22 protein-coding genes are annotated in these 23,458 nt (G+C 63.9%); 9 read left to right on the plus strand and 13 right to left on the minus strand.

The genetic code is table 11. The annotated features are described in order from the left end of the window. Positions 1-12: 12 nt before the first annotated feature. On the minus strand, positions 13-942 hold the full coding sequence (locus AB3X94_RS08385; RefSeq protein ID WP_368611254.1) for a DMT family transporter: 930 nt from the start codon (positions 940-942) through the stop codon (positions 13-15). A gap of 235 nt (positions 943-1,177) precedes the next feature. Here AB3X94_RS08385 and AB3X94_RS08390 point away from each other — a divergent pair, with 235 nt between their 5' ends. Next, positions 1,178-1,930, plus strand: a complete 753-nt coding sequence (locus AB3X94_RS08390; RefSeq protein WP_176110068.1) for an IclR family transcriptional regulator C-terminal domain-containing protein — start codon at positions 1,178-1,180, stop codon at positions 1,928-1,930. 270 nt (positions 1,931-2,200) lie between these two features. Then, positions 2,201-2,410 carry a hypothetical protein gene (locus AB3X94_RS08395; RefSeq protein WP_018432578.1) on the plus strand — a complete coding sequence of 70 codons (210 nt, stop codon included), beginning with the start codon at positions 2,201-2,203 and terminating at the stop codon, positions 2,408-2,410. A 151-nt stretch (positions 2,411-2,561) separates the two neighbouring features. On the opposite strand, the gene AB3X94_RS08400 is transcribed toward AB3X94_RS08395, so the two are convergent. Both AB3X94_RS08400 and AB3X94_RS08405 read right to left on the minus strand, forming a co-directional pair. Beyond that, positions 2,562-2,840 carry a hypothetical protein gene (locus AB3X94_RS08400; RefSeq protein WP_368611255.1) on the minus strand — a complete coding sequence of 93 codons (279 nt, stop codon included), beginning with the start codon at positions 2,838-2,840 and terminating at the stop codon, positions 2,562-2,564. 53 nt (positions 2,841-2,893) lie between these two features. Then, positions 2,894-3,652, minus strand: coding sequence for a Mut7-C RNAse domain-containing protein (locus AB3X94_RS08405; RefSeq protein WP_176110070.1), 759 nt, complete (start codon positions 3,650-3,652; stop codon positions 2,894-2,896). Between the two features lie 93 nt (positions 3,653-3,745). On the opposite strand from AB3X94_RS08405, the gene AB3X94_RS08410 reads away from it, so the two are divergent. Both AB3X94_RS08410 and AB3X94_RS08415 read left to right on the plus strand, forming a co-directional pair. Continuing rightward, complete coding sequence (locus tag AB3X94_RS08410; protein ID WP_368611256.1) at positions 3,746-4,615, plus strand: NAD(P)-dependent oxidoreductase; 870 nt, start codon at positions 3,746-3,748, stop codon at positions 4,613-4,615. Between the two features lie 108 nt (positions 4,616-4,723). Then, entirely contained in the window at positions 4,724-5,359 is a 636-nt protein-coding gene (locus AB3X94_RS08415) for a LysE family translocator (RefSeq protein ID WP_176110072.1), read from the plus strand. 374 nt (positions 5,360-5,733) lie between these two features. On the opposite strand, the gene argC is transcribed toward AB3X94_RS08415, so the two are convergent. From argC to AB3X94_RS08430, 3 genes are all read right to left on the minus strand, one after another. Beyond that, positions 5,734-6,681 carry an N-acetyl-gamma-glutamyl-phosphate reductase gene (gene argC / locus AB3X94_RS08420; protein WP_176110073.1) on the minus strand — a complete coding sequence of 316 codons (948 nt, stop codon included), beginning with the start codon at positions 6,679-6,681 and terminating at the stop codon, positions 5,734-5,736. A gap of 217 nt (positions 6,682-6,898) precedes the next feature. Beyond that, the gene (locus AB3X94_RS08425) at positions 6,899-7,471 is read right to left on the minus strand and encodes a flavodoxin family protein (RefSeq protein WP_368611257.1); all 573 of its coding nucleotides are present in this window, start codon (positions 7,469-7,471) and stop codon (positions 6,899-6,901) included. Between the two features lie 90 nt (positions 7,472-7,561). Further along, a complete protein-coding gene (locus AB3X94_RS08430) occupies positions 7,562-8,158 on the minus strand; it encodes a YbhB/YbcL family Raf kinase inhibitor-like protein (RefSeq protein ID WP_176110075.1) in 597 nt (198 codons plus the stop codon). Positions 8,159-8,427: 269 nt separating this feature from the next. Here AB3X94_RS08430 and AB3X94_RS08435 point away from each other — a divergent pair, with 269 nt between their 5' ends. After that, positions 8,428-9,117 (plus strand): response regulator, encoded by a 690-nt coding sequence (locus AB3X94_RS08435; RefSeq protein ID WP_368611258.1) that lies wholly within the window; start codon positions 8,428-8,430, stop codon positions 9,115-9,117. Between the two features lie 158 nt (positions 9,118-9,275). Here the strand turns inward: AB3X94_RS08435 and AB3X94_RS08440 are convergent, their stop codons facing one another. Then, on the minus strand, positions 9,276-9,962 hold the full coding sequence (locus AB3X94_RS08440) for an orotate phosphoribosyltransferase (protein WP_013090785.1): 687 nt from the start codon (positions 9,960-9,962) through the stop codon (positions 9,276-9,278). A 312-nt stretch (positions 9,963-10,274) separates the two neighbouring features. Between AB3X94_RS08440 and AB3X94_RS08445 the strand changes: the two genes are divergently transcribed. Next, the gene (locus AB3X94_RS08445; RefSeq protein ID WP_368611259.1) at positions 10,275-11,519 is read left to right on the plus strand and encodes an MFS transporter; all 1,245 of its coding nucleotides are present in this window, start codon (positions 10,275-10,277) and stop codon (positions 11,517-11,519) included. A gap of 293 nt (positions 11,520-11,812) precedes the next feature. Continuing rightward, a complete protein-coding gene (locus tag AB3X94_RS08450; RefSeq protein WP_368611260.1) occupies positions 11,813-14,095 on the plus strand; it encodes an NADP-dependent malic enzyme in 2,283 nt (760 codons plus the stop codon). Positions 14,096-14,255: 160 nt separating this feature from the next. Here the strand turns inward: AB3X94_RS08450 and AB3X94_RS08455 are convergent, their stop codons facing one another. Beyond that, a complete protein-coding gene (locus AB3X94_RS08455) occupies positions 14,256-17,855 on the minus strand; it encodes an indolepyruvate ferredoxin oxidoreductase family protein (RefSeq protein WP_368611261.1) in 3,600 nt (1,199 codons plus the stop codon). Between the two features lie 388 nt (positions 17,856-18,243). Here AB3X94_RS08455 and AB3X94_RS08460 point away from each other — a divergent pair, with 388 nt between their 5' ends. Then, complete coding sequence (locus AB3X94_RS08460) at positions 18,244-18,438, plus strand: hypothetical protein (protein ID WP_368611262.1); 195 nt, start codon at positions 18,244-18,246, stop codon at positions 18,436-18,438. Positions 18,439-18,575: 137 nt separating this feature from the next. Here the strand turns inward: AB3X94_RS08460 and hppD are convergent, their stop codons facing one another. After that, positions 18,576-19,673: a 4-hydroxyphenylpyruvate dioxygenase gene (hppD, locus tag AB3X94_RS08465; RefSeq protein ID WP_368611263.1), complete on the minus strand. Its 1,098-nt coding sequence runs from the start codon at positions 19,671-19,673 to the stop codon at positions 18,576-18,578. Positions 19,674-19,862: 189 nt separating this feature from the next. On the opposite strand from hppD, the gene AB3X94_RS08470 reads away from it, so the two are divergent. Next, entirely contained in the window at positions 19,863-20,360 is a 498-nt protein-coding gene (locus tag AB3X94_RS08470; RefSeq protein ID WP_176110082.1) for an Lrp/AsnC family transcriptional regulator, read from the plus strand. Between the two features lie 99 nt (positions 20,361-20,459). Here AB3X94_RS08470 and AB3X94_RS08475 read toward each other — a convergent pair whose 3' ends face one another. The 4 genes from AB3X94_RS08475 to AB3X94_RS08490 form a co-directional block, all read right to left on the minus strand. Continuing rightward, complete coding sequence (locus tag AB3X94_RS08475; protein WP_176110083.1) at positions 20,460-21,128, minus strand: GNAT family N-acetyltransferase; 669 nt, start codon at positions 21,126-21,128, stop codon at positions 20,460-20,462. A gap of 268 nt (positions 21,129-21,396) precedes the next feature. Then, positions 21,397-22,008 carry a TetR/AcrR family transcriptional regulator gene (locus AB3X94_RS08480; RefSeq protein WP_176110084.1) on the minus strand — a complete coding sequence of 204 codons (612 nt, stop codon included), beginning with the start codon at positions 22,006-22,008 and terminating at the stop codon, positions 21,397-21,399. A 16-nt stretch (positions 22,009-22,024) separates the two neighbouring features. Continuing rightward, on the minus strand, positions 22,025-22,840 hold the full coding sequence (locus AB3X94_RS08485; RefSeq protein WP_368611264.1) for a DUF1835 domain-containing protein: 816 nt from the start codon (positions 22,838-22,840) through the stop codon (positions 22,025-22,027). 175 nt (positions 22,841-23,015) lie between these two features. Then, positions 23,016-23,458: 2Fe-2S iron-sulfur cluster-binding protein (locus AB3X94_RS08490; protein WP_368611265.1), on the minus strand; the 443-nt coding region annotated here is incomplete at its 5' end.

Consider the following 23,458-nt stretch of genomic DNA (forward strand, 5'->3'; position numbering starts at 1 on the left):
AACCGCTGTCAGTCACAACCCCTGCGGAGCATGCTGCCGGGCGCGTTTCCAGCCCGGCAGTACCTGACACACGATCAATCCCGCGAGCATCAGCGCACAGCCGAACAATGCGCGAGCCGTCAGCGTCTCACCGAGCACGAGCCATCCCGCGAACGCCGCGAACACGCCTTCCATGCTGAAAATCACCGCCGCGTGCGAAGGCGCCGCATAGCGCTGCGCGACCACCTGGATCGTATACGCGACACCCACCGATAATGCACCGCCGTACGCGATCGTCGGCGCGGCTCGCACAATGACCGCGGCGCTAACGGGCTCGACGACGAGGCCAATCGACAGACACACGAGCCCACAGGTCACGAACTGCACGAGCGCGAGCATCAGCGTGTCGTGGCGCGCCGCGAAGCGGCCGACCAGCATCATCTGCGCGGAAATCACCAGCGCCCCGGCGAGCTGATACCAGTCGCCATACAGCATCGAGAAGTGCTCGTCGACGCTCAGGAAGTACATGCCAACGGCCGCGAGCAGCGCGCCAAGCCATGTACCGAGGCCGGTCCGGTGGCGAAACAGCACGCCGAGCAGCGGCACGATCACCACATACAGCGAACTGATGAAGCCCGCGTTCGCGATCTTCGTGTACTGCAGGCCGATCTGCTGCAGCGAGATCGACACGGCCAGCACGACACCGAGCAGCCCGCCCGCGCCAAGCAGTTCGCGGGCGCCGCCAGGCGCGCGCTTCGTCAGTTCGGCGAGCGCCGGGCGACGCACGCAGACGATCATCGTCAGCACGACGAGCGCGCCGAGCAAAAAGCGCAAGCCGGTGAACAGGAACGGGCCGATCGTATCGAGGCTCAGTCGCTGCGCGACGAACGCGGAGCCCCAGATCATCGCGGCGATCAGCATCAGCACGTTCGCGCGCAGGTGTTGGCGGGTGTCGGGATTCAAGGTTTGTTCTGTTTTGTCGTGTGGATCGGGCTAGGAAGCCGCAAGGGCGCGCCACGCGGTGCGCAGCCCGTAAGGAATCGCTCACATGATACGCGGGCCTCGCGCGCCGGGCAGGCAAAGCCCGCGAGCCGCGCGATAATCGCGCAACGGGCGCGGTCGCCGCCGTGCGGACCGGTGTGATCACGCGACTTGCAAACCGGACCGCGATTACTGGCTCCTTCCACGAGCAAACGAAATGGACGACAAGGACTGGATCGCGGGCGCCGCGAAGGCGCTCGCGATCATCGAAGCATTCGACGAAGAACACGCGCGCATGACGCCGACGATGGTCGCCGCGCGCGCCGGCCTGTCACGGACGGCCGCACGCCGCTATCTGCTGACGCTGCGCGAGCTCGGCTACGTCGACACCGACGGCAAGCTGTTCTGGCTAGCACCCCGCGTGCTGCGGCTCGGCCAGTCTTACCTCGATTCGGCGCGGCTGCCGCGCACGGTGCAGCCGTTCCTGCAGCGGATCACCGCGACCGTGCAGGAAACCGCGCTGGTTGCGATTCTCGACGAACACGACGTCGTCTACGTCGCGCGCAACGGCGTGAATCGGGCGATGGCGGTCGGCTTCGTGACCGGCTCGCGCGCGCCGGCGCCGTTGTCGTCGGCGGGGCTTGTGCTGCTCGCGTTTCAGCCGCCCGACAGCATCGACCCGTGGCTCGCGTCGTATCCGATCAAGGTTTTTACGCCGTACACCTATTCGACGGTCGACCGGCTCAGGGAAGTGCTCGGCGAAATCCGCCGCAACGGCTACGTGGTCACCGACCAGCAGCTCGAGATCGGGGTGCGCGGCGTCGCGGTGCCGCTGCGCGACCGGCACGGTACGGTGGTCGCGGCGATCAGCGTCAGCATGCCGATCGGCGAGGAGTCGGCGAACGCCGCGCTGCACCGCGTTTTGCCGGCGCTGCAGGAGACCGCGAGCCTGCTGCGGAACCTTGTTTGAGCGCGGCGAAGCGGTCGGCGAGGCGCGCGGCAGGTGGCTTCACGGGGGAGTTGGTAGTGTCCCTGGTGCAACTTGCAGGTCGATGCAAGCACGCTGAAAGCGGGCTGTCTCCCGGAAAATACATATCGAGTTTTGCGCATGACAAACCGCCTACGCTTGGGTAATACTCTCCCGCGGGGAGCACAAGGCGCCTCGAAGTCCGGCCCGCTCTACCGTGCAGCTGTTGTATTCATTCACATTGACTAAGTCGTCTGGTTTGGGGATCAACACATGAAGAAAGTTATCGTCTCGCTCGCAGCCGCTTCGATCGCACTCGTTTCCGTTCAGGCTTTCGCACAGGCATCGGATGCCGCAGCTACGGAAGCAGCAAGCGCACCGAAGAAGCACCACATCAAGCAACTGAAGACCCACGGCAAGAAGGCACACGTTTCCGCTGCAGCTTCGGCCGCTGGCACGAACGACAAGGGCACGCAGAACTAAGCCGGCGCCCGCTCGTCGGGCGTGCCATACCGCTGCACCGGGCCGCTTGCCGGTCGATGCAGCCGGTGAAGGCGGATGCGTTGCAAGCAAAAAGGCCAGAGCGCGAGCTCTGGCCTTTTTGCTTTTGCGGCGAATATTGCGCGCTGGAAGATCAGCCCGCGAGCCCGCGCCGGATCACTTCATCGAGCAGCCCGTTCAGGCCGTCCGGATGCGTGGCGGCGCGCGTTTTCAATTCTTCCACCAGCCCGCTATTGAGCTTGCACGCAAACGGGACGAGGCCTTGCGCCTGATCGAGCTTGCGCTGCTCGCGCCGGTCGACTTTCGGCTCGGTCGCGACGTTCTTGCCGCCGCGGTTCGCGGCCGCCTGCTTCATCGCGTTGCCCAGTTTCAGCGCCTTGTTCTTTTCAAGGTCGGTTTTTTTCATCGCCATCGGAAAGGCCTCTGCCAAATAGATCAACCCGCATTGTACGCAAGCGCGCGACGTCAGCCGACTCGCTCCGGCGCGCTGACGGAGACGCTGTCCATCAACGCGCGCATCCTCTGCCAATGCGTGCCTTCCCAGAAAACCCGTCCGCATACATCGCAGGTGACGAAGCGGCTATGCCGCTGCAGCACGCCGTGCGGCACACGCGGGCCGGCTTCCTCGCGCCCGATTCGCCGCAGCGGCGCGTTGCATACCAGGCATAGCCGGAACGGTTGCGCGCTGCGCGCGAGATCGAGCCGCTCGAACACTTCGCGTAACTGCTCGCGCGGCCGCAGCGCGCGCACATAGCAGCCATGCGTGATGTTGCGGCGTTTGAGCAGCTCGCGGTCGCGCGTTAGCACGATGCGCTGTTGCGCCGCGGCGAGCGCCTCGATATCGGCGTCGGGAAAGTGGTTGTCGTACAGCGTATCGAAGCCCGCGAGCCGCAATAGTGGCGCGAGGCCGCCGAGATGCGCGTCGGCGATGAAGCGCATCACGCGCAACGGACGCTCGCGCACACGCAGCAGCGGCTGGATGTCGAGCGCCTCGAACTTTGGATAGACCGCGACGCGGTCGCCGTCGGCGAGCGGATAATCGAAACCGACCGACTCGCCGTTCACGAGGATCAGCTCGACCTCGGTATGCGGCACACCGAGCACTTCGATCATGTGCTTGGTCGTCGCGTCGCGCGCGCAGACGCAGGTGAACGCGCGCCGGCGCAGCGGCCGGGCGATGAAGTCGTTCAGCTCCTCGTAGAAGCGGAATGTCGCGGTGACCATGCCCGCAGTATCGCACCGCCGGGGCGGCGTGTTGTCCTGCGCGTGTCGCATGAGTGTGCTTTACTTCGGTTTCTTTAGAAGACGGAGCGATAGATGGACATCGGTTTTATCGGTCTCGGCGAGATGGGCGCCGCGATGGTTGCAAACATTCTGAAAGCCGGGCACCAGGTGCGCGTGTGGAACCGCTCGCCGGAGAAGGCTCAGCCGCTGGCCGCGCTGGGCGCGCAAGTGGTCGCCACGCCGGCTGAAGCGTTTGCGGGCGACGCCGTGTTCTCGATGCTCGCCGACGATGCCGCGCTGCGCGAAGTCATCACCGCGTCGCTGCTCGAACATGCGCCGCGCGGGCTGATCCACGCGAACATGGCGACGATTTCCGTGGCGCTCGCCGAGGAACTGGCGACCGCGCACGCGTCGCGCGGCGTGCACTATGTGGCCGCGCCGGTGCTCGGGCGGCCCGACGTAGCGGCCGCGGGCAAGCTGACGATCGTCGCGGGCGGCCCGGCCGAATCGATCGACCGGATCCAGCCGATTTTCGACGTGCTCGGCCAGAAGACCTGGCGCATCGGCTCGCTGCCGCAGCAGGCGAACGTGATGAAGCTGGGCGCGAACTTCATGCTCGGCGCGGCGATCGAGTCGCTCGGCGAAGCGGCCGCGCTCGTGACGGGCCACGGCGTCGGAATGCAGGACTTCCTCGATGTGATCACGAGCGGCCTGTTCCCGGGGCCGGTGTACTCGGGCTACGGCAAGCTGATCGCCGAGCAGCGCTTCGAACCGGCGCTGTTCAAGGCGCGTCTGGGACTGAAGGACGTGCGCCTCGCGCTCGCCGCCGCCGATGCGGTGACGACGCCGATGCCGGTCGCAAGCGTGGTGCGCGACAGCCTGATCGAGGCGATCGCGCACGGCGACGGCGAGAAGGATTTCGCGGTGCTGGGCCAGGTGGCCGCGCGGCGCGCCGGCCGTTGATCGTGGCCGTCGATCGCCGCACGCGAGCGATCGACCCAATGTGACCGCATGGAGTCACGCTGGGCGGCAAGGCATAATGGCCGCCCGATTTCCCTACACCCGACCTCGATGACTCTGCATACCTGGTGGCTGTTCGTCGCCACCGTTTTCGTCGTTTCCGCGATTCCCGGTCCCAACATGCTGCTCGTGATGACGCACGGCGCCCAGCACGGTCTGCGCCGCGCGAGCGCGACGATGGCCGGCTGTCTGTCGGCGCTGGTGCTGATGCTGGCGGTCTCGGCGGCGGGACTCGGCGTGTTTCTGGCGGCATGGCCGACCATGTTCAACGCACTGCGCATGATCGGCGCGGCCTACCTCGTGTATCTGGGCATCAAGGCATGGCGCGCGCCGGCCGACGAAGCCGCCGCGCAAACCGTTGACGACCTGGCGGTCAGGCCCGCGCGCTCGCGCTTCGCGCTGTTTCGCAACGGCTTTCTGGTCGCGAGCAGCAATCCGAAGGCGATTCTGTTCGCGGCCGCGCTGCTGCCGCAATTCATCGATGCCACCGAACCGAAGTTGCCGCAGTTCGGCGTGCTGCTCGCGACGTTCGCGTTGATCGAGGTCAGCTGGTATCTGGTGTACGCGGGTTTTGGTACACGCATCGGCGCGAAGCTGAAGAGCCGCAGCGTCGCGCGGATGTTCAACCGGCTGACGGGCGGTGTATTCGTGGGTTTCGGCGCGATGATGGCGCTGTTGCGGCACTGAGCACCGCGCCTGCTCGCAGACAAGGGGAAACTGAAGCGTATTTGTGTGACCGTTGTATGTTTGCAACATCGAGGGTCAACCCTAATTTGCATGTTGCAACGCACCAAGCGGTTTGCTATAGTACGTCTTGTCTCCTCCATGTCTCCTCTGATATGGATTCAGCCCGCCAACCTAGGCGGGCTTTTTTTTGCCCGGAATTCGCCGCGTGTGCGCAAAGCGCCACCGCCGCGACCGCGGTAAATCAAGCTCAGAACTTATACGACGCGGCCACGAAGGAAGTGACCAGGTTCGCGGTATTAAAACGAAAAAAGCCGGTCTTTGTAGACCGGCTGGCTTTTTCGTAGGCTCGCAGCGAGGCTCGCGGGTCGACTCGCTTAGCGTTTCAAACCGCTGTCTTCGGTCGCGCCGATCGCGAGATTCATGCACTGGATCGCCGCGCCCGACGCGCCCTTGCCGAGATTGTCCAGACGCGCGACGGTCACGAAGCGCTCCTCATTGCCGAACACGAATAGATCGACACGATTGGTGTCGTTGTTCGCCTGCACGTCGAAGAAGCCATTGTCGAGGTTCGCGTCGGCGTCGAACGGTGCGACGTGCACGAATGCTTCGCCTGCGTAGTACTCGGCGAACAGAGCCTGCACGTCCTGCGGTGTCGTCTTCTTCGCGAGCTGGCCCGGCGAGAAGTACGTGGTGACCGCGAGGCCCTTGTAGAAGTCGCCAACGATCGGCGTGAAGATCGGCGCCGACTTCAGGCCCGTATGCGCGGCCATTTCCGGCAGATGCTTGTGCGTGAGGCCGAGCGCGTACGGGCGCGGGCTCTTGAGCCTGTCGTTGCCGCCGGCTTCGTAGTCGGCAATCATCTTCTTGCCGCCGCCGCTGTAGCCGGTGATCGAGTAGGCGTGCGCGGCGAACTCGGGCGCGACGACGCCGCCTTCGACGAGCGGGCGCATCGCGAGCACGAACGCCGAGGCGTGGCAGCCCGGCACGGCGATGCGTTTGGCGGTGCGCAGCCTCTCGCGCTGCGAACGGGCCAACTCAGGCAGGCCGTAGGCCCAGTCGGGCGAGGTACGGAATGCGGTGCTCGCGTCGATCAGCACTGTGCGGTCGTTCTCGACGAGCGAAGCGGATTCGCGCGAGGCGACGTCGGGCAGACACAGGAACGAGACGTCCGATGCGTTGATGAGACGACGGCGCTCGTCCAGGTCCTTGCGCTTCGCTTCTTCGATACGCAGGATTTCGACGTCGGCGCGCTGCGACAGGTATTCAAAAATCTTCAGGCCGGTGGTGCCTTCCTGTCCGTCGACAAAAACTTTCGTGCTCATCTCACTCTCACTCGCTGGAAACGGGGCGCGACGCCGCGCCGGAACGTTATTTTAAGACCTCATCGCCGCGACCGTGCGGTGCAGCGCGAAAAAACGACGATGCCGGCGCAACGGGACATCGGCGTGACCCGTTGTGCGGCAAATGCGGGCTGATGACCGAAGATGCACTACAGATGCGGCGCGACGCCACTTCGGCGCCGTTCAGGCCGCTCTGCCATCAAGCGCGCGCCGCCATCCAGCGCGCGGTGACGCCCGCGATGCGCGCGCCGAACAGGCGCGCAGTTTCGAGATCGCCCGGCGGCGGCGCTTCGTCGGGCGACGCATCGGCCGCCGATTGCGTGAGCAGGCCGGTAAAGCCGCCGACGAAGTTCAGATCGTTGCGCGTCGCGGCCTTCGTGTTCGACGGCATCATGCCGGTGCCCGCCCAGATCATGCTGTGCTGCATCGCCAGCGTGACGAAGTACTGGATCGTCGAGAACTTGTCGCCGTTCATCGTCGCCGAGTTCGTGAAGCCGGCCGCGATCTTGTCTTTCCACGCCTGCGCGAACCACGGTTTCGAACTCGCATCGGCGAACTTCTTGAAGTCGGCCGACGGGCCGCCCATGTAGGTCGGCGCGCCGAAGATCAGCGCGTCGGCCGCGGCGAGTTCGTCCCACGAGGCGTCGTCGAGGTCGCCCACCGGCGTCAACTTCGCGTGCGCACCGGCTTCGAGCGCGCCCGCGAGCACGGCTTCGGCGACCTTCTTCGTATGGCCGTAGCCGCTGTGATAAACGATGACGATCTTCGACATGGACTGCTCCAGCAAGGCGACCCGGAAGGTGATGGGAGACGAAACGCGATGCGGCGCGGCGGCGCGCCATGACGACCGCGCTGGCCGCCACTAGCGCCCGTAATTGACCACCAGCTTCGCGCTGCCGATCGCGGCCGTGCCGATCTCGTGATCGAACATCAACGCGGGACGCCCTTGCGCGAGACGCAGATCGGCCGAGTTCAACGCGTACACGGTGATGATATAGCGATGCGGTTTGCCGGGCGGCGGGCACGGGCCGCCATAGCCGTCCGTATCGAAGTCGTTGCGCGCTTCGACCGCGCCGAGCTTGCGCAGGAAACCGGACGAACTGGCATTCTCGGGCAGGCTGTCGACCGTGGCCGGGATGCCCGCGACCGCCCAGTGCCACCAGCCGCGCCCAGGCGCGTCCTCGTCGAACATCGTGATCGCGAAGCCGCGCGTGCCGGCCGGCGCGGCGCGCCATGAGAGCTGCGGTGATCGGTTGCCGCCCTTGCAGTCGCTCTGGTCGAACACCTGCGCATTCTGCACGGCGCCGCCCGCGCGCACGCTCGCGCTCGTCAGCGTGAACGGCTCGTCGGCGCGGGCACCGGCACTATGCGCCGCCAATAGTGCGAGCATCGCACCGACGGCGAGCGATCGATGCCATCGGGATGAAGCCAACGAAACAACCAGGCAACGCACGCGCATATGCCGGTTCTCCTGTCAGGGCGCGAGGCGCGGGTCCTCGCGATGGTCGTTGTCCTGAATTGTGCCCCAAGGTCGAATAAAGTCTAACACCAGCGCTGATTAGCTCTGCGACGCAATCTGTTCGCTTCCCGCGGAATTAGCTGATACGAAATCAGCTATAGTAAGAGGATTATCGGGCGACCCTGGCTGTATTTATCTCGTTTAAATAGCGAGCGTCGAAAGAAGTGTTAGAAGTTGTGGAGACCGGTTTATCCGTCCAGAGGAGGACGATGCAAATTGCACTCAGGGTCGTGGTGGCAGACGATCATCCGGTTATTCTGTTTGGTGCCGAAAATGCGCTTCACAAATTTCCCGGTATGCAAGTCGTTGGGCGCGCAAGACAGTCGACTGAACTCATCAAATTGTTGCAATCCACCGGATGCGACGTGCTCGTCACCGACCTGGCCATGCCGGGCGGTCAGTACGGCGATGGCTTGCAACTGATCGACTATTTACGCCGCAATTTTCCGAACCTGCCCATTGTCGTGCTCACCATGCTCGAGAACGCCGCCTTACTGAAACGGCTCAAGGAGCTTGGCGTGACGTCGGTCGTGAACAAGTCGGACGATCTAAGCCATATTGCGCTTGCGGTACAGCACGTCGGCCGTCGCATGACCTATATGAGTCCGTCGGTGAAGGCGGTGCTCGAAGGGTTGCGGGTCAATTCGGCCGGCAAGCGCGACGACTCGAAGCTGTCGAGGCGCGAACTCGAAGTCGTGCGGCTGTTCGTATCGGGTATGACGATCAAGGAAATTTCGGAGCGTTTGAATCGCAGCATCAAGACGATCAGCACGCAGAAAAATGCAGCCATGCGCAAGCTCGGAATCGATCGCGACTCCCAACTATTCCAGTATGCACAGAGCAATGGTTTGCTGAATCTGTCGTCGAACGCGGCCAGGAACATCGCGAACGAGTCCTGATATCGCGCCTCGTTTTGTCCGCCGCGTAATCGGCGAAAGGTAATCGGCAATATGCAATCGGCGATAAAGAAAGCCGCCTGTTTCGCGACAGGCGGCTTTCTTATTCAATTCGCATAAAGCGGCTACGTTTTTATTGTCACTGCTTTACCGCGATGGCTTTATTGCGGCGCAGACGTCGCACCACCATGCGCCGCGGACCATTCGGCCGGCGCGTGCAGGAATTTCTCCACTTCGTCGATTGTCTTCGTGTCGAAGTAGTTGTTTTGCTTCGCAACGCGCAGCACGTCCCACCACGTGGCGAGCGCGTGCAGATCGACGTCGATGTCTTTCAGCACCGACACGCTTTCCTTGAAGATGTTGTAGTGGAACAGCACGAAGCAGTGGTTCACCGTCGCGCCGGCGGTGCGCAGTGCGTTGATGAAGTTGATCTTGCTGCGGCTGTCGGTCGTCAGGTCTTCGACGAGCAGCACGCGCTGGCCTTCGGTCAGCAGACCTTCGATCTGCGCGTTACGGCCGAAACCCTTCGGCTTCTTGCGCACGTACTGCATCGGCACCATCAGGCGGTCGGACAGCCATGCCGCGAACGGGATACCCGCGGTTTCGCCGCCGGCGACCGCGTCGATCTGCTCATAGCCGACGTCGCGCAGGATCGTCGCTTCGGCCATTTCCATCAGGCCGCGGCGCACGCGCGGATACGAGATCAGCTTGCGGCAGTCGATATACACCGGGCTGGCCCAGCCGGACGTGAAAATATACGGTTTCTCCGCGTTGAAATGCACTGCTTGCACTTCGAGCAGCATTTTGGCGGTGGTGTCGGAGATCGTCTGGCGATCGAAGCCTGTCATGGGCGGATCCTTCGGAGTGAGCGGGGGAGAAGCGGGCGCCGGGCCCGGTGGCGCAGCAAGCGGGGTATGCCGCGCCATGCTGGGCGGGATACGCGGCCGGGGGAAGAGCAAAGACCGGCTTTTGCTGCGCGCGTGGGCCGTTATTTTACCTGAAATGGGTCCCACCGAGGAGGCCGTCGTATGCGCCGCCGTCCCCGGTGGGCGCTTCGGCGCGCGCATCGTCTTGTGACCGGCTGAGGCCGCCTTTACACTCACGCGACTTTCCCGGGTGGCAACCCACGCAGCCGCCTCCAGACCAACGGAATGCTTTCAATGAACGCCGCTCCATCCGCCTCAGCCTCCGCCACCGAAACCCGACCGGCCGTCAAACCGGGCCATGCGGGCCGCGCGCTGCTCGCGTCGGTGCTGGGCTACGCGATGGATGGCTTCGATCTGCTGATCCTCGGCTTCATGCTGCCGGTGATCGCCGCCGACCTGCATCTGAGCTCGTCGCAGGCCGGCGCGCTGGTTACATGGACGCTGATCGGCGCGGTCGCGGGCGGCGTGCTGTTCGGCGTGCTCAGCGATTATTTCGGCCGCGTGCGCATGCTGACGTGGACGATCCTGATCTTCGCGGTGTTCACCGGCCTGTGCGCGCTCGCGCAGGGCTACACGGACCTCCTGATCTACCGGACCATCGCCGGCATCGGCTTGGGCGGCGAATTCGGCATCGGCATGACGCTGGTCGCCGAAGCGTGGCCGGCGTCGCAGCGGGCGCGGGTGCCGTCGTATGTCGGTCTTGGCTGGCAGCTCGGCGTGCTGGCGGCCGCGTTGCTGACGCCGCTCCTGCTGCCGGTGATCGGCTGGCGCGGCATGTTCGCGCTCGGGCTGTTGCCGGCGGTCGTGTCGTTCTTCGTGCGGCGCCGCGTCGAGGAGCCGGCGCTTTTCAACCAACGCGTCGCGCGCGGCATGCGCAAGCTGCCGCTGAAACTGCTGTTCGTCGATGCACGCACGACGCGCGCGAGCCTCGGCGTCATGATCCTGTGCTCGGTGCAGAACTTCGGCTACTACGGGCTGATGATCTGGCTGCCGAGCTATCTGTCGAAGACCTTCGGCTATTCCCTGACCAAATCGGGGCTATGGACCGCCGCGACGATTCTCGGCATGGCGGCCGGCATCTGGCTATTCGGCATCGCCGCTGACCGCTTCGGCCGCAAGCCGACGTTCCTGTTCTACCAGGCGGGCGCAGTCGTGATGGTGTTCGTATATGCGCAACTGACGACGCCGATGGCGTTGCTGATCGGCGGCGCGGCGATGGGGGTGTTCGTGAACGGCATGATCGGCGGCTATGGCGCGCTGATTTCGGAACTCTATCCAACCGATGCGCGCGCCACCGCGCAAAACGTGCTGTTCAACGCCGGCCGCGCGGTGGGCGGCTTTGGGCCGGTGGTGGTGGGCGCGCTGGCGGCGCGCTACTCGTTCGGCGCGGCGCTCGCGCTGCTCGCGTCGATTTACCTGCTCGACATCTTCGCGACACTACTTCTGATCCCTGAGCGACGGGGCGCCGAGCTCGACTGAGCGTGCCGCCGCCAATTGTCGGAAAAACACTGTCAGGTGCTGCGACTCCGCATTTATAGCGGCTGTTTCGCCAATGGTGGGTTCTGTTAACCACTCAGTGCATTGACACTTCCGGGGTGTACACTGATCGACCCGCGAAGCACTCCGCATCGTCCCGTCTTCGTCGAGGTAAGTCATCGCGCCTTGCCGGGCGCGTGCGAAAACCGCCTCGGTCGGCTATCCATTCGACAGATGAAAACGCCGCAACGGTGTGGGGCGCCGGGTCCAATCACTTACGTCTCGCAGGCCTAGAAATGGACGAACAACTCAAGCAAAGCGCTCTCGCATATCACCAGAATCCGAAACCTGGCAAGATTTCGGTGACGCCCACCAAGCCGCTGTCGAACCAGCTGGATTTGTCGCTCGCGTATTCGCCGGGCGTGGCTGCAGCCTGTATGGCGATTCACGAGGAACCGCTCGACGCGCAGAAGTACACCTCGCGCGGCAACCTGGTCGGCGTGATCACGAACGGTACAGCGGTGCTCGGCCTCGGCAATATCGGCCCGCTCGCCGCGAAGCCGGTGATGGAAGGCAAGGGGTGTCTGTTCAAGAAGTTCGCCGGCATCGACGTGTTCGACATCGAGCTCTCCGAATCCGATCCGGACAAGCTCGTCGAGGCGATCGCGATGCTCGAGCCCACGCTCGGCGGCATCAACCTCGAGGACATCAAGGCGCCCGAGTGCTTCTACATCGAGAAGAAGCTGCGCGAACGTATGAAGATTCCGGTCTTCCACGACGATCAGCACGGCACCGCGATCATCGCGTCGGCGGCGATCCTGAACGGCCTCAAAGTGGTCGGCAAGAAGCTCGACGAAGTGAAGCTGGTCTGTTCTGGCGCGGGCGCCGCCGCCATTGCGTGCCTGGATCTGCTCGTCAATCTCGGTCTGTCGAAGAAGAACATTATCGTCGCCGACTCGAAGGGCGTGATCTACGAAGGGCGCGGCAACCTCGATCCGTCGAAGGAACGCTATGCGGCGCACACCGAAGCGCGCTCGCTCGCCGACGCGATCCGTGGCGCCGACGTGTTCCTCGGCTGCTCGAGCGCCGGCGTGCTGAAGCCGGAGATGGTCGCCGAAATGGGCTCGCAGCCGCTGATTCTCGCGCTCGCGAACCCCGAGCCGGAAATCCGTCCGGAAGAAGCGCGCAAGGTCCGCCCGGACTGCATCATCGCGACCGGCCGTTCGGACTATCCGAACCAGGTCAACAACGTGCTGTGCTTCCCATTCATCTTCCGCGGCGCGCTCGACGTCGGCGCGACGACGATCACCGAAGAAATGAAGCTCGCGTGCGTGCGCGCGATCGCCGAACTGGCCGAGGAAACCGACCAGGGCGATGAGGTCGCGAAGGCCTACGAAGGCCACTCGCTCGAATTCGGTCCCGAATACCTGATTCCGAAGCCGTTCGATCCGCGTCTGATCATCAAGATCGCGCCGGCCGTCGCGCAGGCCGCGATGGATTCGGGCGTCGCGACCCGTCCGATCCAGGACATGGACGCGTACCGCGAACAGCTCGGCGCGACCGTCTATCGCTCGGGCATGGTGATGCGGCCGGTCTTCGCGGCGGCGAAGTCGGCACCGGCGCGCATCGTGTTCGCGGAAGGCGAAGACGAGCGCGTGCTGCGCGCCGCGCAGTTCGTGCTACTTGAAAAGATCGCGAAGCCGATCCTGGTCGGCCGTCCGTCGGTGATCGAGATGCGTCTGAAGAAGATGGGCTCGAAGCTCAAGTGCGGCGAAGACGTCGAAATCGTCGATCCGGAAGACGATCCGCGCTATCACAAGAGCTGGCAGGCGTATCACGAAATCGGCGCGCGCGAAGGCGTGACGCCCGACGTCGCGAAGGCCGCGATGCGCAAGTTCAACACGCTGATCGGCGCGATCCTCGTGCATCTCGGGGATGCGGACGGCATGATCTGCGGCATGATCGGCCAGTACCACACGCACCTGAACTTCATCGAGCAGGTGCTCGGCAAGGCCGACAACGTCGATAACTTCGCCGCGATGAACCTGCTGATGCTGCCGGGCCGCAACCTGTTCATCTGCGACACGTACGTGAACGAAGTGCCGACCGCCGAGCAGCTCGCCGACATGACGATGCTCGCCGCGCGCGAAATCGAGAAGTTCGGTATCACGCCGAAGGTCGCGCTGCTGTCGAACTCGAACTTTGGCAGCGCGCCGTCGTCGTCGTCGCAGCGCATGGCCGCGGCGCGCAAGCTGATCACGCAACGCGCGCCGTCGCTCGAAATCGACGGTGAAATGCACGGCGACGCTGCGCTGTCGGAGACCATCCGCAAGGCCGCGTTCCCGGGCACGACGCTCGCCGGCGAAGCGAACCTGCTGATCATGCCGAACGTCGAAGCGGCGAACATCGCGTACAACCTGCTGAAGGTGGTGGGCGGCGAGGGCGTGACGGTCGGCCCGTTCCTGCTCGGCGCGGAAAAGCCGGTGCATATCCTGACGCCGGCCGCGACCGTGCGCCGGATCATCAACATGACGGCGGTCGCTTCGGCTAACGCGCGCAAGTCGGTGAACGCGAAGTAACGTGCATCGCGCGGGGTTGAAGCGGGGGCGGCAGTAACGCGCGCGCGACGGCTTCGGTAAAGGCGCTACGGAATTGCGGTTCCGTGGCGCTTTTTTTGCGCCCGAAAAAAAGCGGCGGTCCGTGAAGACCGCCGCATTTCAGTTCAACTGCCAGAGTCGATCAGGCCGCGTGCTGCGTCGTCTTGCCTGCATCGGACGAACGCCAACGCGTGAGCAGCTCGTTCCACTTGATGCGCACGCCTTTCAGGTTGTTCTCCTTCACGTGCCCATAACCGCGGATGCCGTCGGGCAGGTTCGCGAGCTCGACCGCGAGATCGCGCTTCTGCGCAGTCAGCCCGCCGATCAATTCACGCACCAATGCCTCGTATTCGCCGATCAGCGCGCGCTCGGTGCGTCGCTCCTCGGTGTTGCCGAACACGTCGAGCGCGGTGCCGCGCAGGAATTTGAGCTTTGCGAGCACGTGCATCGCGCGGAACATCCACGGACCATACTTCTTCTTCACCAGATGGCCGTGCGCGTCCTTCTTCGATAGCGTCGGCGGCGCGAGATGCAGATGCAGCTTCCAGTCGCCTTCGAACGTCGCGTTCAGCTTTTCGATGAACGCCGGGTCGCTGTACAAACGCGCGACTTCGTATTCGTCCTTGTACGCCATCAGCTTGTGCAAGTTCTTGGCGATCGTTTCGGTCAGCGGCATTTGGCCGTCGGCGGAATCGAGCGCTTCTTCCGCGGCCCGCACCTGCGACACCAGCGCGCGATAACGGTCCGCATACGCACGGTTCTGCCAGGCGGTCAGATAGTCGGCGCGCTTGTCGATCAGCGTGTCGAGCGCCTTCGGCGTATGCAGTGCGATGATCTTGCCGCTTGCGTTGTCGGCCGTCTCGCCGCGTCCCTGCGATTGCGCGAGCTTGCGTACCGCGGGCAGATCGTGCGCGGCACGCCGGCCCCATTCGAACGCGGCGCGGTTTTTCTCCACCTGCACGTCGTTCAGCTCGATCGCGCGAATCAGCGACTCGTGCGTGAGCGGCACCCAGCCGCGCTGCCACGCGTAGCCGAGCACGAACGGGTTCGTGTAGATCGCGTCGCCGAGCAGCGCGACCGCAAAGTGGTTCGCGTCGACGGCCGAGACGTTGTCGTCCCCCGCTGCGGCACGCACGTCGGCTTCGGTGCTGCTGCCGGGGAAGCGCCAGTTCGGATTCTTGATCAGCTCGGCGGTCGGCGTGTGCGCGCTGTTCAGGACGACGCGCGTGCGATCCGCATGCATCCGCGACACGCATTCGTCGCTGGCGGTCACGATCGCGTCGCAGCCGATCACGAGGCTCGCTTCGCCCATCGCGATGCGAGTCGCATGGATGTCGGCCGGCTGGTTCGCGATCTGCACGTGGCTCATCACGGCGCCGCCTTTCTGCGCGAGGCCGGTGACGTCGAGCACGGTGACGCCCTTGCTCTCGAGATGCGCGGCCATGCCGAGCAGCGCGCCGATCGTGACGACGCCGGTGCCGCCGACGCCCGTCACCAGCACGCCGTACGGACGCTCGATGGACGGTAACTCGGGGTCCGGCACCGGCGGCATTTCGGCGCCGGCGCCCGACGCCGCCTTCGGCTTGCGCAACTGGCCGCCTTCAACGGAGACGAAGCTCGGGCAGAAGCCGTTCACGCACGAGAAGTCCTTGTTGCAGGTCGACTGGTTGATCTGGCGCTTCGTGCCGTACTCGGTGTCGAGCGGTTCGACCGACAGGCAGTTCGACTTCACCGAGCAGTCGCCGCAGCCTTCGCACACCGCCTCGTTGATCACGACGCGCCGTGCCGGATCGGGATACGCGCCGCGCTTGCGGCGACGGCGCTTTTCGGTCGCGCAGGTCTGGTCGTAGATCAGGATCGTGGTGCCGGGAATCTCGCGCAACTGGCGCTGCACGTCGTCGAGCTGGTCGCGGTGATGAATGTCGACGCCGGGCGCGAGGCCGACGTTCGCCGCGTATTTCTCCGGCTCATCGGTGACGATAACAATTTTCGCCGCGCCTTCAGCGGCGAGCTGGTGCGTGATCTGCGGCACGGTCAGCACGCCGTCGACCGGCTGGCCGCCCGTCATCGCGACCGCGTCGTTGTACAGCAGCTTGTAGGTGATATTCGCCTTCGACGCGATCGCCGCGCGAATCGCGAGCAGCCCCGAGTGGAAGTAGGTGCCGTCGCCGAGATTGGCGAACACGTGCTTGTCGTTCGTGAACGGCGCCTGGCCGATCCACGCGACGCCTTCGCCGCCCATCTGACTGAACGTGCTGGTGCTGCGGTCCATCCAGACCGTCATGTAATGACAGCCGATGCCGGCCATCGCGCGCGAGCCTTCCGGCACATTGGTCGACGTGTTGTGCGGGCAGCCCGAGCAGAACCACGGCTTACGCTCGACTTCGACGCGCGGCCGCGCGAGCGCTTTTTCCTTCGCCTCGATGACCGCGATGCGCGCGGCGATGCGGGCGCGCACGTCCGACGGCAGATCGAACTTGTCCAGCCGCGTGGCGATTGCCTTCGCGATGATCGCGGGCGACAGCTCGTAGTGCGCCGGCAGCAGCCAGTTGCCCATCGGCACCGACCATTCGCCGCCGGCGCCGTCTTTTTCGTCGAACTTGCCGAACACGCGCGGGCGCTGCGCGTCGGGCCAGTTGTACAGCTCTTCCTTGATCGCGTATTCGAGGATCTGGCGCTTTTCCTCGACCACGAGAATTTCGTCGAGACCGCGCGCGAAGGCCTGCGCGCCTTGCGCTTCGAGCGGCCACACGCAGCCGACCTTGTACAACCGGATGCCGATGCGCGAGCAGGTTTCGTCGTCGAGACCGAGGTCGGTCAGCGCCTGACGCACGTCGAGATAGGCCTTGCCGCCGGTCATGATGCCGAAGCGCGCGTGCGGCGAATCGATTTCGACACGGTCGAGCTTGTTCGCGCGCACGTAGGCGAGGCCCGCGTACCACTTGTAGTCGAGCAGACGCGCTTCCTGCACGAGCGGCGGATCGGGCCAGCGGATGTTCAGCCCGCCGTCGGGCATCAGGAAGTCTTCCGGCAGGATGATGCTGGTGCGGTGCGGGTCGATATCGACCGATGCGGACGATTCGACCACGTCGGTCACGCACTTCATCGCGACCCAAAGGCCCGAGTAGCGGCTCATCGCCCAGCCGTGCAGGCCGAAGTCCAGGTATTCCTGCACGTTGGACGGAAACAGCACCGGCAGCCCGCACGCCTTGAAGATGTGTTCGGACTGGTGTGCGAGTGTCGAGGATTTGGCCGCGTGATCGTCGCCGGCGAGCACCAGAACGCCGCCGTGCCGCGACGAGCCGGCCGAGTTGCCGTGCTTGAAGACGTCACCGGAGCGGTCGACGCCGGGGCCCTTGCCATACCACATCGAGAACACGCCGTCGTATTTGGCGCTCGGATACAGGTTGACCTGCTGCGAACCCCACACGGCGGTGGCCGCGAGGTCTTCGTTGACGCCGGGCTGGAACACGACCTGATGCGCGGACAGATGCTTTTTGGCTTTCCACAGCGACTGGTCGAGTCCGCCGAGCGGGGACCCGCGGTAGCCGGAGATGAAGCCGGCCGTATTGAGGCCAGCGGCGCGGTCGCGTTCCTGCTGCAGCATCGGCAGACGCACCAGCGCCTGGATGCCGCTCATGTAAGCGCGGCCGCGATCGAGGGTGTATTTGTCGTCGAGCGTGACGGAAGACAACGCGGCTTCGAGCGAGGCTCGCTGACCTGCGTCTAGCGGGGCATTCATTATGTGTACTCCTCCACTTCAGCTTGGGATCACCAAAACTTTTCTGGCCCCCGGCATCTCGTGAATGCTGGGGCCGGGGTCGTCATATTGACGGGTTTCAAGCGATGGTAGCACTGGTGGAAACCCGCCGCAGCAGATCAGAAATCGCGCGCGCCGAGTCTGATTTCAGATGGATTCGCTGCGAGTTGGCCGCGCGTTGTCAGCAGTTGGCGCGGATTTTCCGCGGAATCGAGTTGGGTCGTGCTTGCGCATGTAACAAGCTGTAAAACCTACAAATGTGCGGAACCGCAGTGAAAACCACTGTCTAATCCCCGACCTGCGAGCGATGCCGATCGCTGCGCATTTTGCGCAGCTTCTGGACAGCAGGGCAGTTAGAAAAGGAGTACGCATGAACACAAGAAACATCCAGACGTTCCTGATGGTTTCCGCCGCTTTCTTCGCGATGAGCGCGCCGATGCACTCGAATCCGGGCAGCACGGGCGCGCTGTCGAACGCGATCGTTCGCACGGCGCAGGTAGCGCCGGCGCAGGTCGGAACGATCGACGGTGCGAGCGGCAGCAATGAGTACAGGCAGAATTCATGACGCGCCACATCGCACGCGTCTTGTGACAACCGGCCGCCGTTTCGAAGAGAGCGGCGGCGTGCAACGAAAAAGGGCGAGGATCCTGCGATCCTCGCCCTTTTTTCTTCTGCGCGCCGATCAGGCGCGAGTCACCGCGATCAGGTCTTGTCCTGCACGACGCCGCGGCGAATCTGGTCGAGCTCGATCGATTCGAACAGCGCCTTGAAGTTGCCCTCGCCGAAGCCCTGATTGCCCTTGCGCTGGATGATCTCGAAGAAGATCGGGCCGATCTGGTTTTCGGTGAAGATCTGCAGCAGCAGATCGTCCGGCGCGCCGTCGATCAGAATCTTGCGCTTGCGCAGTTCCTCGAGCGGCTCGCCATGATTCGGCACGCGCCGGTCGACGAGTTCGTAGTAGGTGTCGATCGTGTCGAGCAGCGAAATGTTCGACGCGCGCAGGCCGTCGACGGTGCGGTAGATGTCGCTGGTGCCGAGCGCGATGTGCTGGATGCCTTCGCCGTGGTACGCGTCCAGATATTCCTGGATCTGACCGGCCGTGTCCGAGCCCTCCTCGTTGATCGGAATGCGGATCTTGCCGCACGGCGAAGTCATCGCCTTCGACTTCACGCCCGTCACCTTGCCCTCGATGTCGAAGTAGCGCACCTCGCGGAAGTTGAACAGGCGCTCGTAGAACTCGGCCCATTCCTGCATGCGGCCGCGATGCACGTTGTGCGTCAGGTGATCGATATAGGTCAGGCCGTGGCCGACCGGATTGGAGTTCGCGCCGGGAAGCGGTTCGAAGTCGACGTCGTAAATGTCGATGTCACCGATGCTGTTCGGTGCCGCGCCGTTCTTGCCGCGCCAGCGGTCGACGAAATAGATCAGCGAATCGCCTATGCCTTTGATCGCCGGGATGTTCAGCTCCATCGGGCCGGTCTTGTTGTCGAATCCCCACGCGCCTTTTTCGAGCGCTTGAGCGTAAGCTTTCGCGGCGTCCTGCACGCGAAACGCAATCGCGCAGATCGACGGGCCATGCAAGCGCGCGAAGCGCTGCGCGAACGAATGCTTCTCCGCGTTGACGATGAAATTGATGCCGCCCTGACGATACAGCGTCACGTCCTTGTGACGATGTCGCGCGACGGCGGTGAAACCCATCCGTTCGAATAGTTTGCCGAGCGCTTTCGGATCCGGCGCCGTGTATTCGATGAATTCGAAGCCGTCGGTGCCGACCGGATTTTCCCAAGTAGAAACCTGCATTGTCTGTCTCCAATCCCATGGAAGGGGGTTGCCGACGCGCGCTGGCGGTGAGCGCGCGGGACGGTCGGCTGAGCGCGACCGGATAGGGCAAGTGTAGAACTGCGATGGAGGCAAGAACTTGCGAACTTAATCGCGCGTCGCTATTCTCGAGCTACTTTATGGCTCGATTCGAGCGACACGTGGCAGAACATGGCTAATAGCGAGATAGATGCGATCGATCGACGCATTCTGGCGATCCTTCAGGAAAATGGCCGGCTGTCGAATCAGGAGATAGCGGAGCGGATCAATCTGTCGCCGAGTCCGTGCCTGCGGCGGATTCGCCGGCTCGAGGAAAGCGGCGTGATTCGCGGCTACGTCGCGCTACTCGACGCGCAGCGTCTCGGACTCGACCTGCTTGCGTATGTCAACGTGCGGCTGGAGAAGGGCGGCGGTCGCGCGTTCAGTCCGCATGGCGATGCCACCCACGCCGATCTGTTCGGCGCGGCCGTGCAGACGTGGCCCGAAGTGGTCGCGTGTCACGCGATGACGGGGGAGATGGATTATCTGCTGCGCGTCCAGGTCGAGGACATGGCGCACTTTTCGCGCTTCGTCCAGGATCAATTGCTGCGGCATCCATCGGTGATCGATGTGAAATCTAGCTTTTCGCTCGAAAAAATCAAGGAAACGACAGCGCTGCCCATTTTGTAGGCTTCACGCGTAACGCCTTGCGCATGGCGTTGATTTGGTACAGATAGAAAAAAGGGCGACCTTGCGGCCGCCCCAGTCTCAATTCCCCGTAGCGATTATTCAGGCAGCGACAGCCACCGGCATGAACGACTCGAACAGTCGCGATGCCTGGCGCGCGTGGCGCTTGAGTGCGTAGTCGAACACGGCGGCCTGCTCCTGCAGCATTTCCGCGAGGATGCTCGACTGATCTGCCGGCGACAGCGTCAGATAGGCGTCGGCTTCGCCGTACGCGTATTCGATCTTCATGCCGGCCTTTTTGGCGATGTGCATCATGGTCGAGTTGCGCGCCAGGCAGTGGATGTAGAGCGTCGTCACATGCGTGTTGCGGCTGCGGATCGCGGCGCGCTCGAACAGCTTCGAGCCGATACCAATGCCACGCGCGCTTTCGAGCACCGAGACGCCGAATTCGGCGGTGCGCTTGTTGCCTTCGGCCGGTAGGTAGGCCAGATGGCCGACGCCGCTCAGTTCCAGCTTGCTGTTGAACACGCCGAACACGGTGTCGCGCGTGAAGTCGATCGTGCGCACGTAGTTTTCGATTACGTGGTTCGGCACAACCTGGCCGAAGCGCAGCAGTCGGTCTTCTTCGTCGAGCGCGAGGAAGTGCGTGAGCAGGCGTTCGCGATCGATCGCGGTGAGTTCTCGGACCAGAACGTGCGCGCGTCCAAGAGACAGCGACGCGCGGTCGTTCGGCGCGATCGGCTCGGTGGTGCGAAGGCTCAGCGTGTTCATGGTCGGGTTCTCCTTTTAATCAGGCGGTGTTGTGCACCGCAAAACCGATTTTAGCGGAAACCCAAGCCATTCACTAGGGAAAACCCGTATCAAAATCTGAGGTGATTACCTGGAACGCTGGAGCCCTAAATTTAGTTAATTGATTTTTAAAGGAAATAAAAAACGAACGCACGTTCGGGACACGATGCCGCATGCATGCCGGAGCTGATATATTTCGTATGAATGTTGTTGCTTTGCATCATCCAAGGCGCCGGTTCGGACCATCGTCTCACTTGACCGGCGCGGTGCCGAGACCATGGTCGACCATGCCGACCACCTGTTCGGCGAACTCGCTATAACCCATGCGGCCGTCCGGCTTGAGCCACGTGAAGGTCCAGTTGATCATGCCGAACACCATCATCGTCAGCGCGGTCTGGTTGTCGCGCGTCGCTCGTTCGGGGTAGGCGCGCGCGAGCTGCCGCGCGAACGCGGCGACCACGTCGCGCTGGCGGTTCAGGATGATCTCGCGCTGCGAATCGACCAGATACTTGACATCGTTCAACAGCGCGACGTGCCGGCTGTGCGACGTCTCATACTCGGACAGGAACGCGCGGATCAGCTCCGCGAAGGTTTCGCGCTCGCTCAGTTCGCGCCGCTGGCTCGACCCTTCCACCTCGGCGATGATCAGCATCAGCCGCTTCGTGTAGCGATCGAGAAGGTCGAACAGGATGGCTTCCTTGCTCTCGTAATAGTGATAGAGGCGCGCCTTCGAGGTGCCGCTCGCCGCGGCGAGATCGGCCATCGACGTGCTTGGGTAGCTGGTCTGCGCAAACTTCGCGGCGGCCAGTTCGAGAATCTGCTCGCGCTGGGTTTCGTGGTCGGGGGCTCGGGTGCGGGCCATAGTTGTCTGTTTTATCTTATTGGGGTGAGCTGGAAGCGGACGCCGCGCGCAGTTCGAGCGAGCGCCATTCGTTCGCGTCGCCACGCAGGTGGATGCGTCGTTGCGTCGCGAGTTCGCGCATGCGCCACAGCACGATGCTGTCGCTGGCGAGAAACCACAGTTCGGAGGTCATAACATAGGCGGCGACGCGCGCGGCGGGCTGCCAGTCGTCGCTTGCGCGTTCGAGGATCAGCGTGTCGAGTTCGGCAAAGCTGCCGTTCGTGAAGGTATTGTCACGCCAGCGCCGCGTCTCGCCGTTCGCCTGCTTGACCTCCTGCCATTCGAGCGCAAGCCGGCTGATGCGCAGCACGGAAATCGGCGCGGCGTCCGGCAGATGTGCCTGCAATCCGTCCGGCGCAAACATGCCGACCGATGTCGCGCGGTCCTTGCGCGTATGCGCCCACGCTTGCGGATCGGCGAGGTCGGCGATCGACAGACGCACTTCGTTCAAACGCTGCGGGCTGTTGCGCACCAGGTAGCAGACACGGCGCAGCATCAGCTGATCGGACGCGCTTTCGGCGTGCCACACAACGAGATTCGCGGTGTCGTTCGAGAGGCCGTCGAGCACTGCGGCCTGTTCGCGGAACTCGCGCACGAAGTCGCGCTGCGTGTCGGCGGTGACGCGTTCCCAGAAGTCGGCGCGCACGTACGGAGCGTCGTCGACGCCGCGTAGCGGGCCGACCGCCAGATCGTCGCGCAACGGCTGCACGCGGTCGTCGCGGCCCGCCTGGGCCAGCGCGGTACGTAGCGACTCGGCGGCGACGTCGCCGTTGGTGAGGTGAATCGTGCTCATGGGCAAGGGCTTGCTGTGACGCTTGCAGCTGTAACAAAAAGAGGCCGCTCGCCGACTGGAAACCGATGTCCCGATCGATGAGCGGCCCCTAGTGTAAGCGGATCGCGAAACGGCCGAAAGCGGCGGCGGCCGTTACACGAAGCGACTCCACACCCAGGCCACGAAAGCTCCCGACTCAACGTTCGTCGTAACTGACGACGACCTTCTCGCTCACCGGATGACACTGGCACGTCAGCACGAACCCGTCGCGGACCTCGTGTTCTTCGAGCGTGTAGTTCTTTTCCATCTTCACTTCGCCCTCGAGCACCTTCGCGCGGCACGTGCAGCACACGCCGCCCTTGCACGCGTACGGCAGCGCGAGACCGGCGCGCAGCCCGACGTCGAGCACGCTCACGCCCTGGTACGGCAGGCGCAGCCTGCGCCGCTTGCCGTCGAGCACGATCTCGAGGTCGGCCGCCGGCGTGTCCGCGGTGATCTCGACGGGCGGCACGCCCGCCTGCGGCAGCGGCGTGCCGAAGCGCTCGACGTGCACCTTCGCGGGCGGCACGCCGGCAGCCTTCAGCGCCGCCTCGGCCGCGTCCATCATCGGCGCGGGGCCGCAGATGAACGCCTCGTCGA

The organism is Paraburkholderia sp. BR10923, from assembly GCF_040948765.1.
GTDB lineage: Bacteria > Pseudomonadota > Gammaproteobacteria > Burkholderiales > Burkholderiaceae > Paraburkholderia > Paraburkholderia youngii.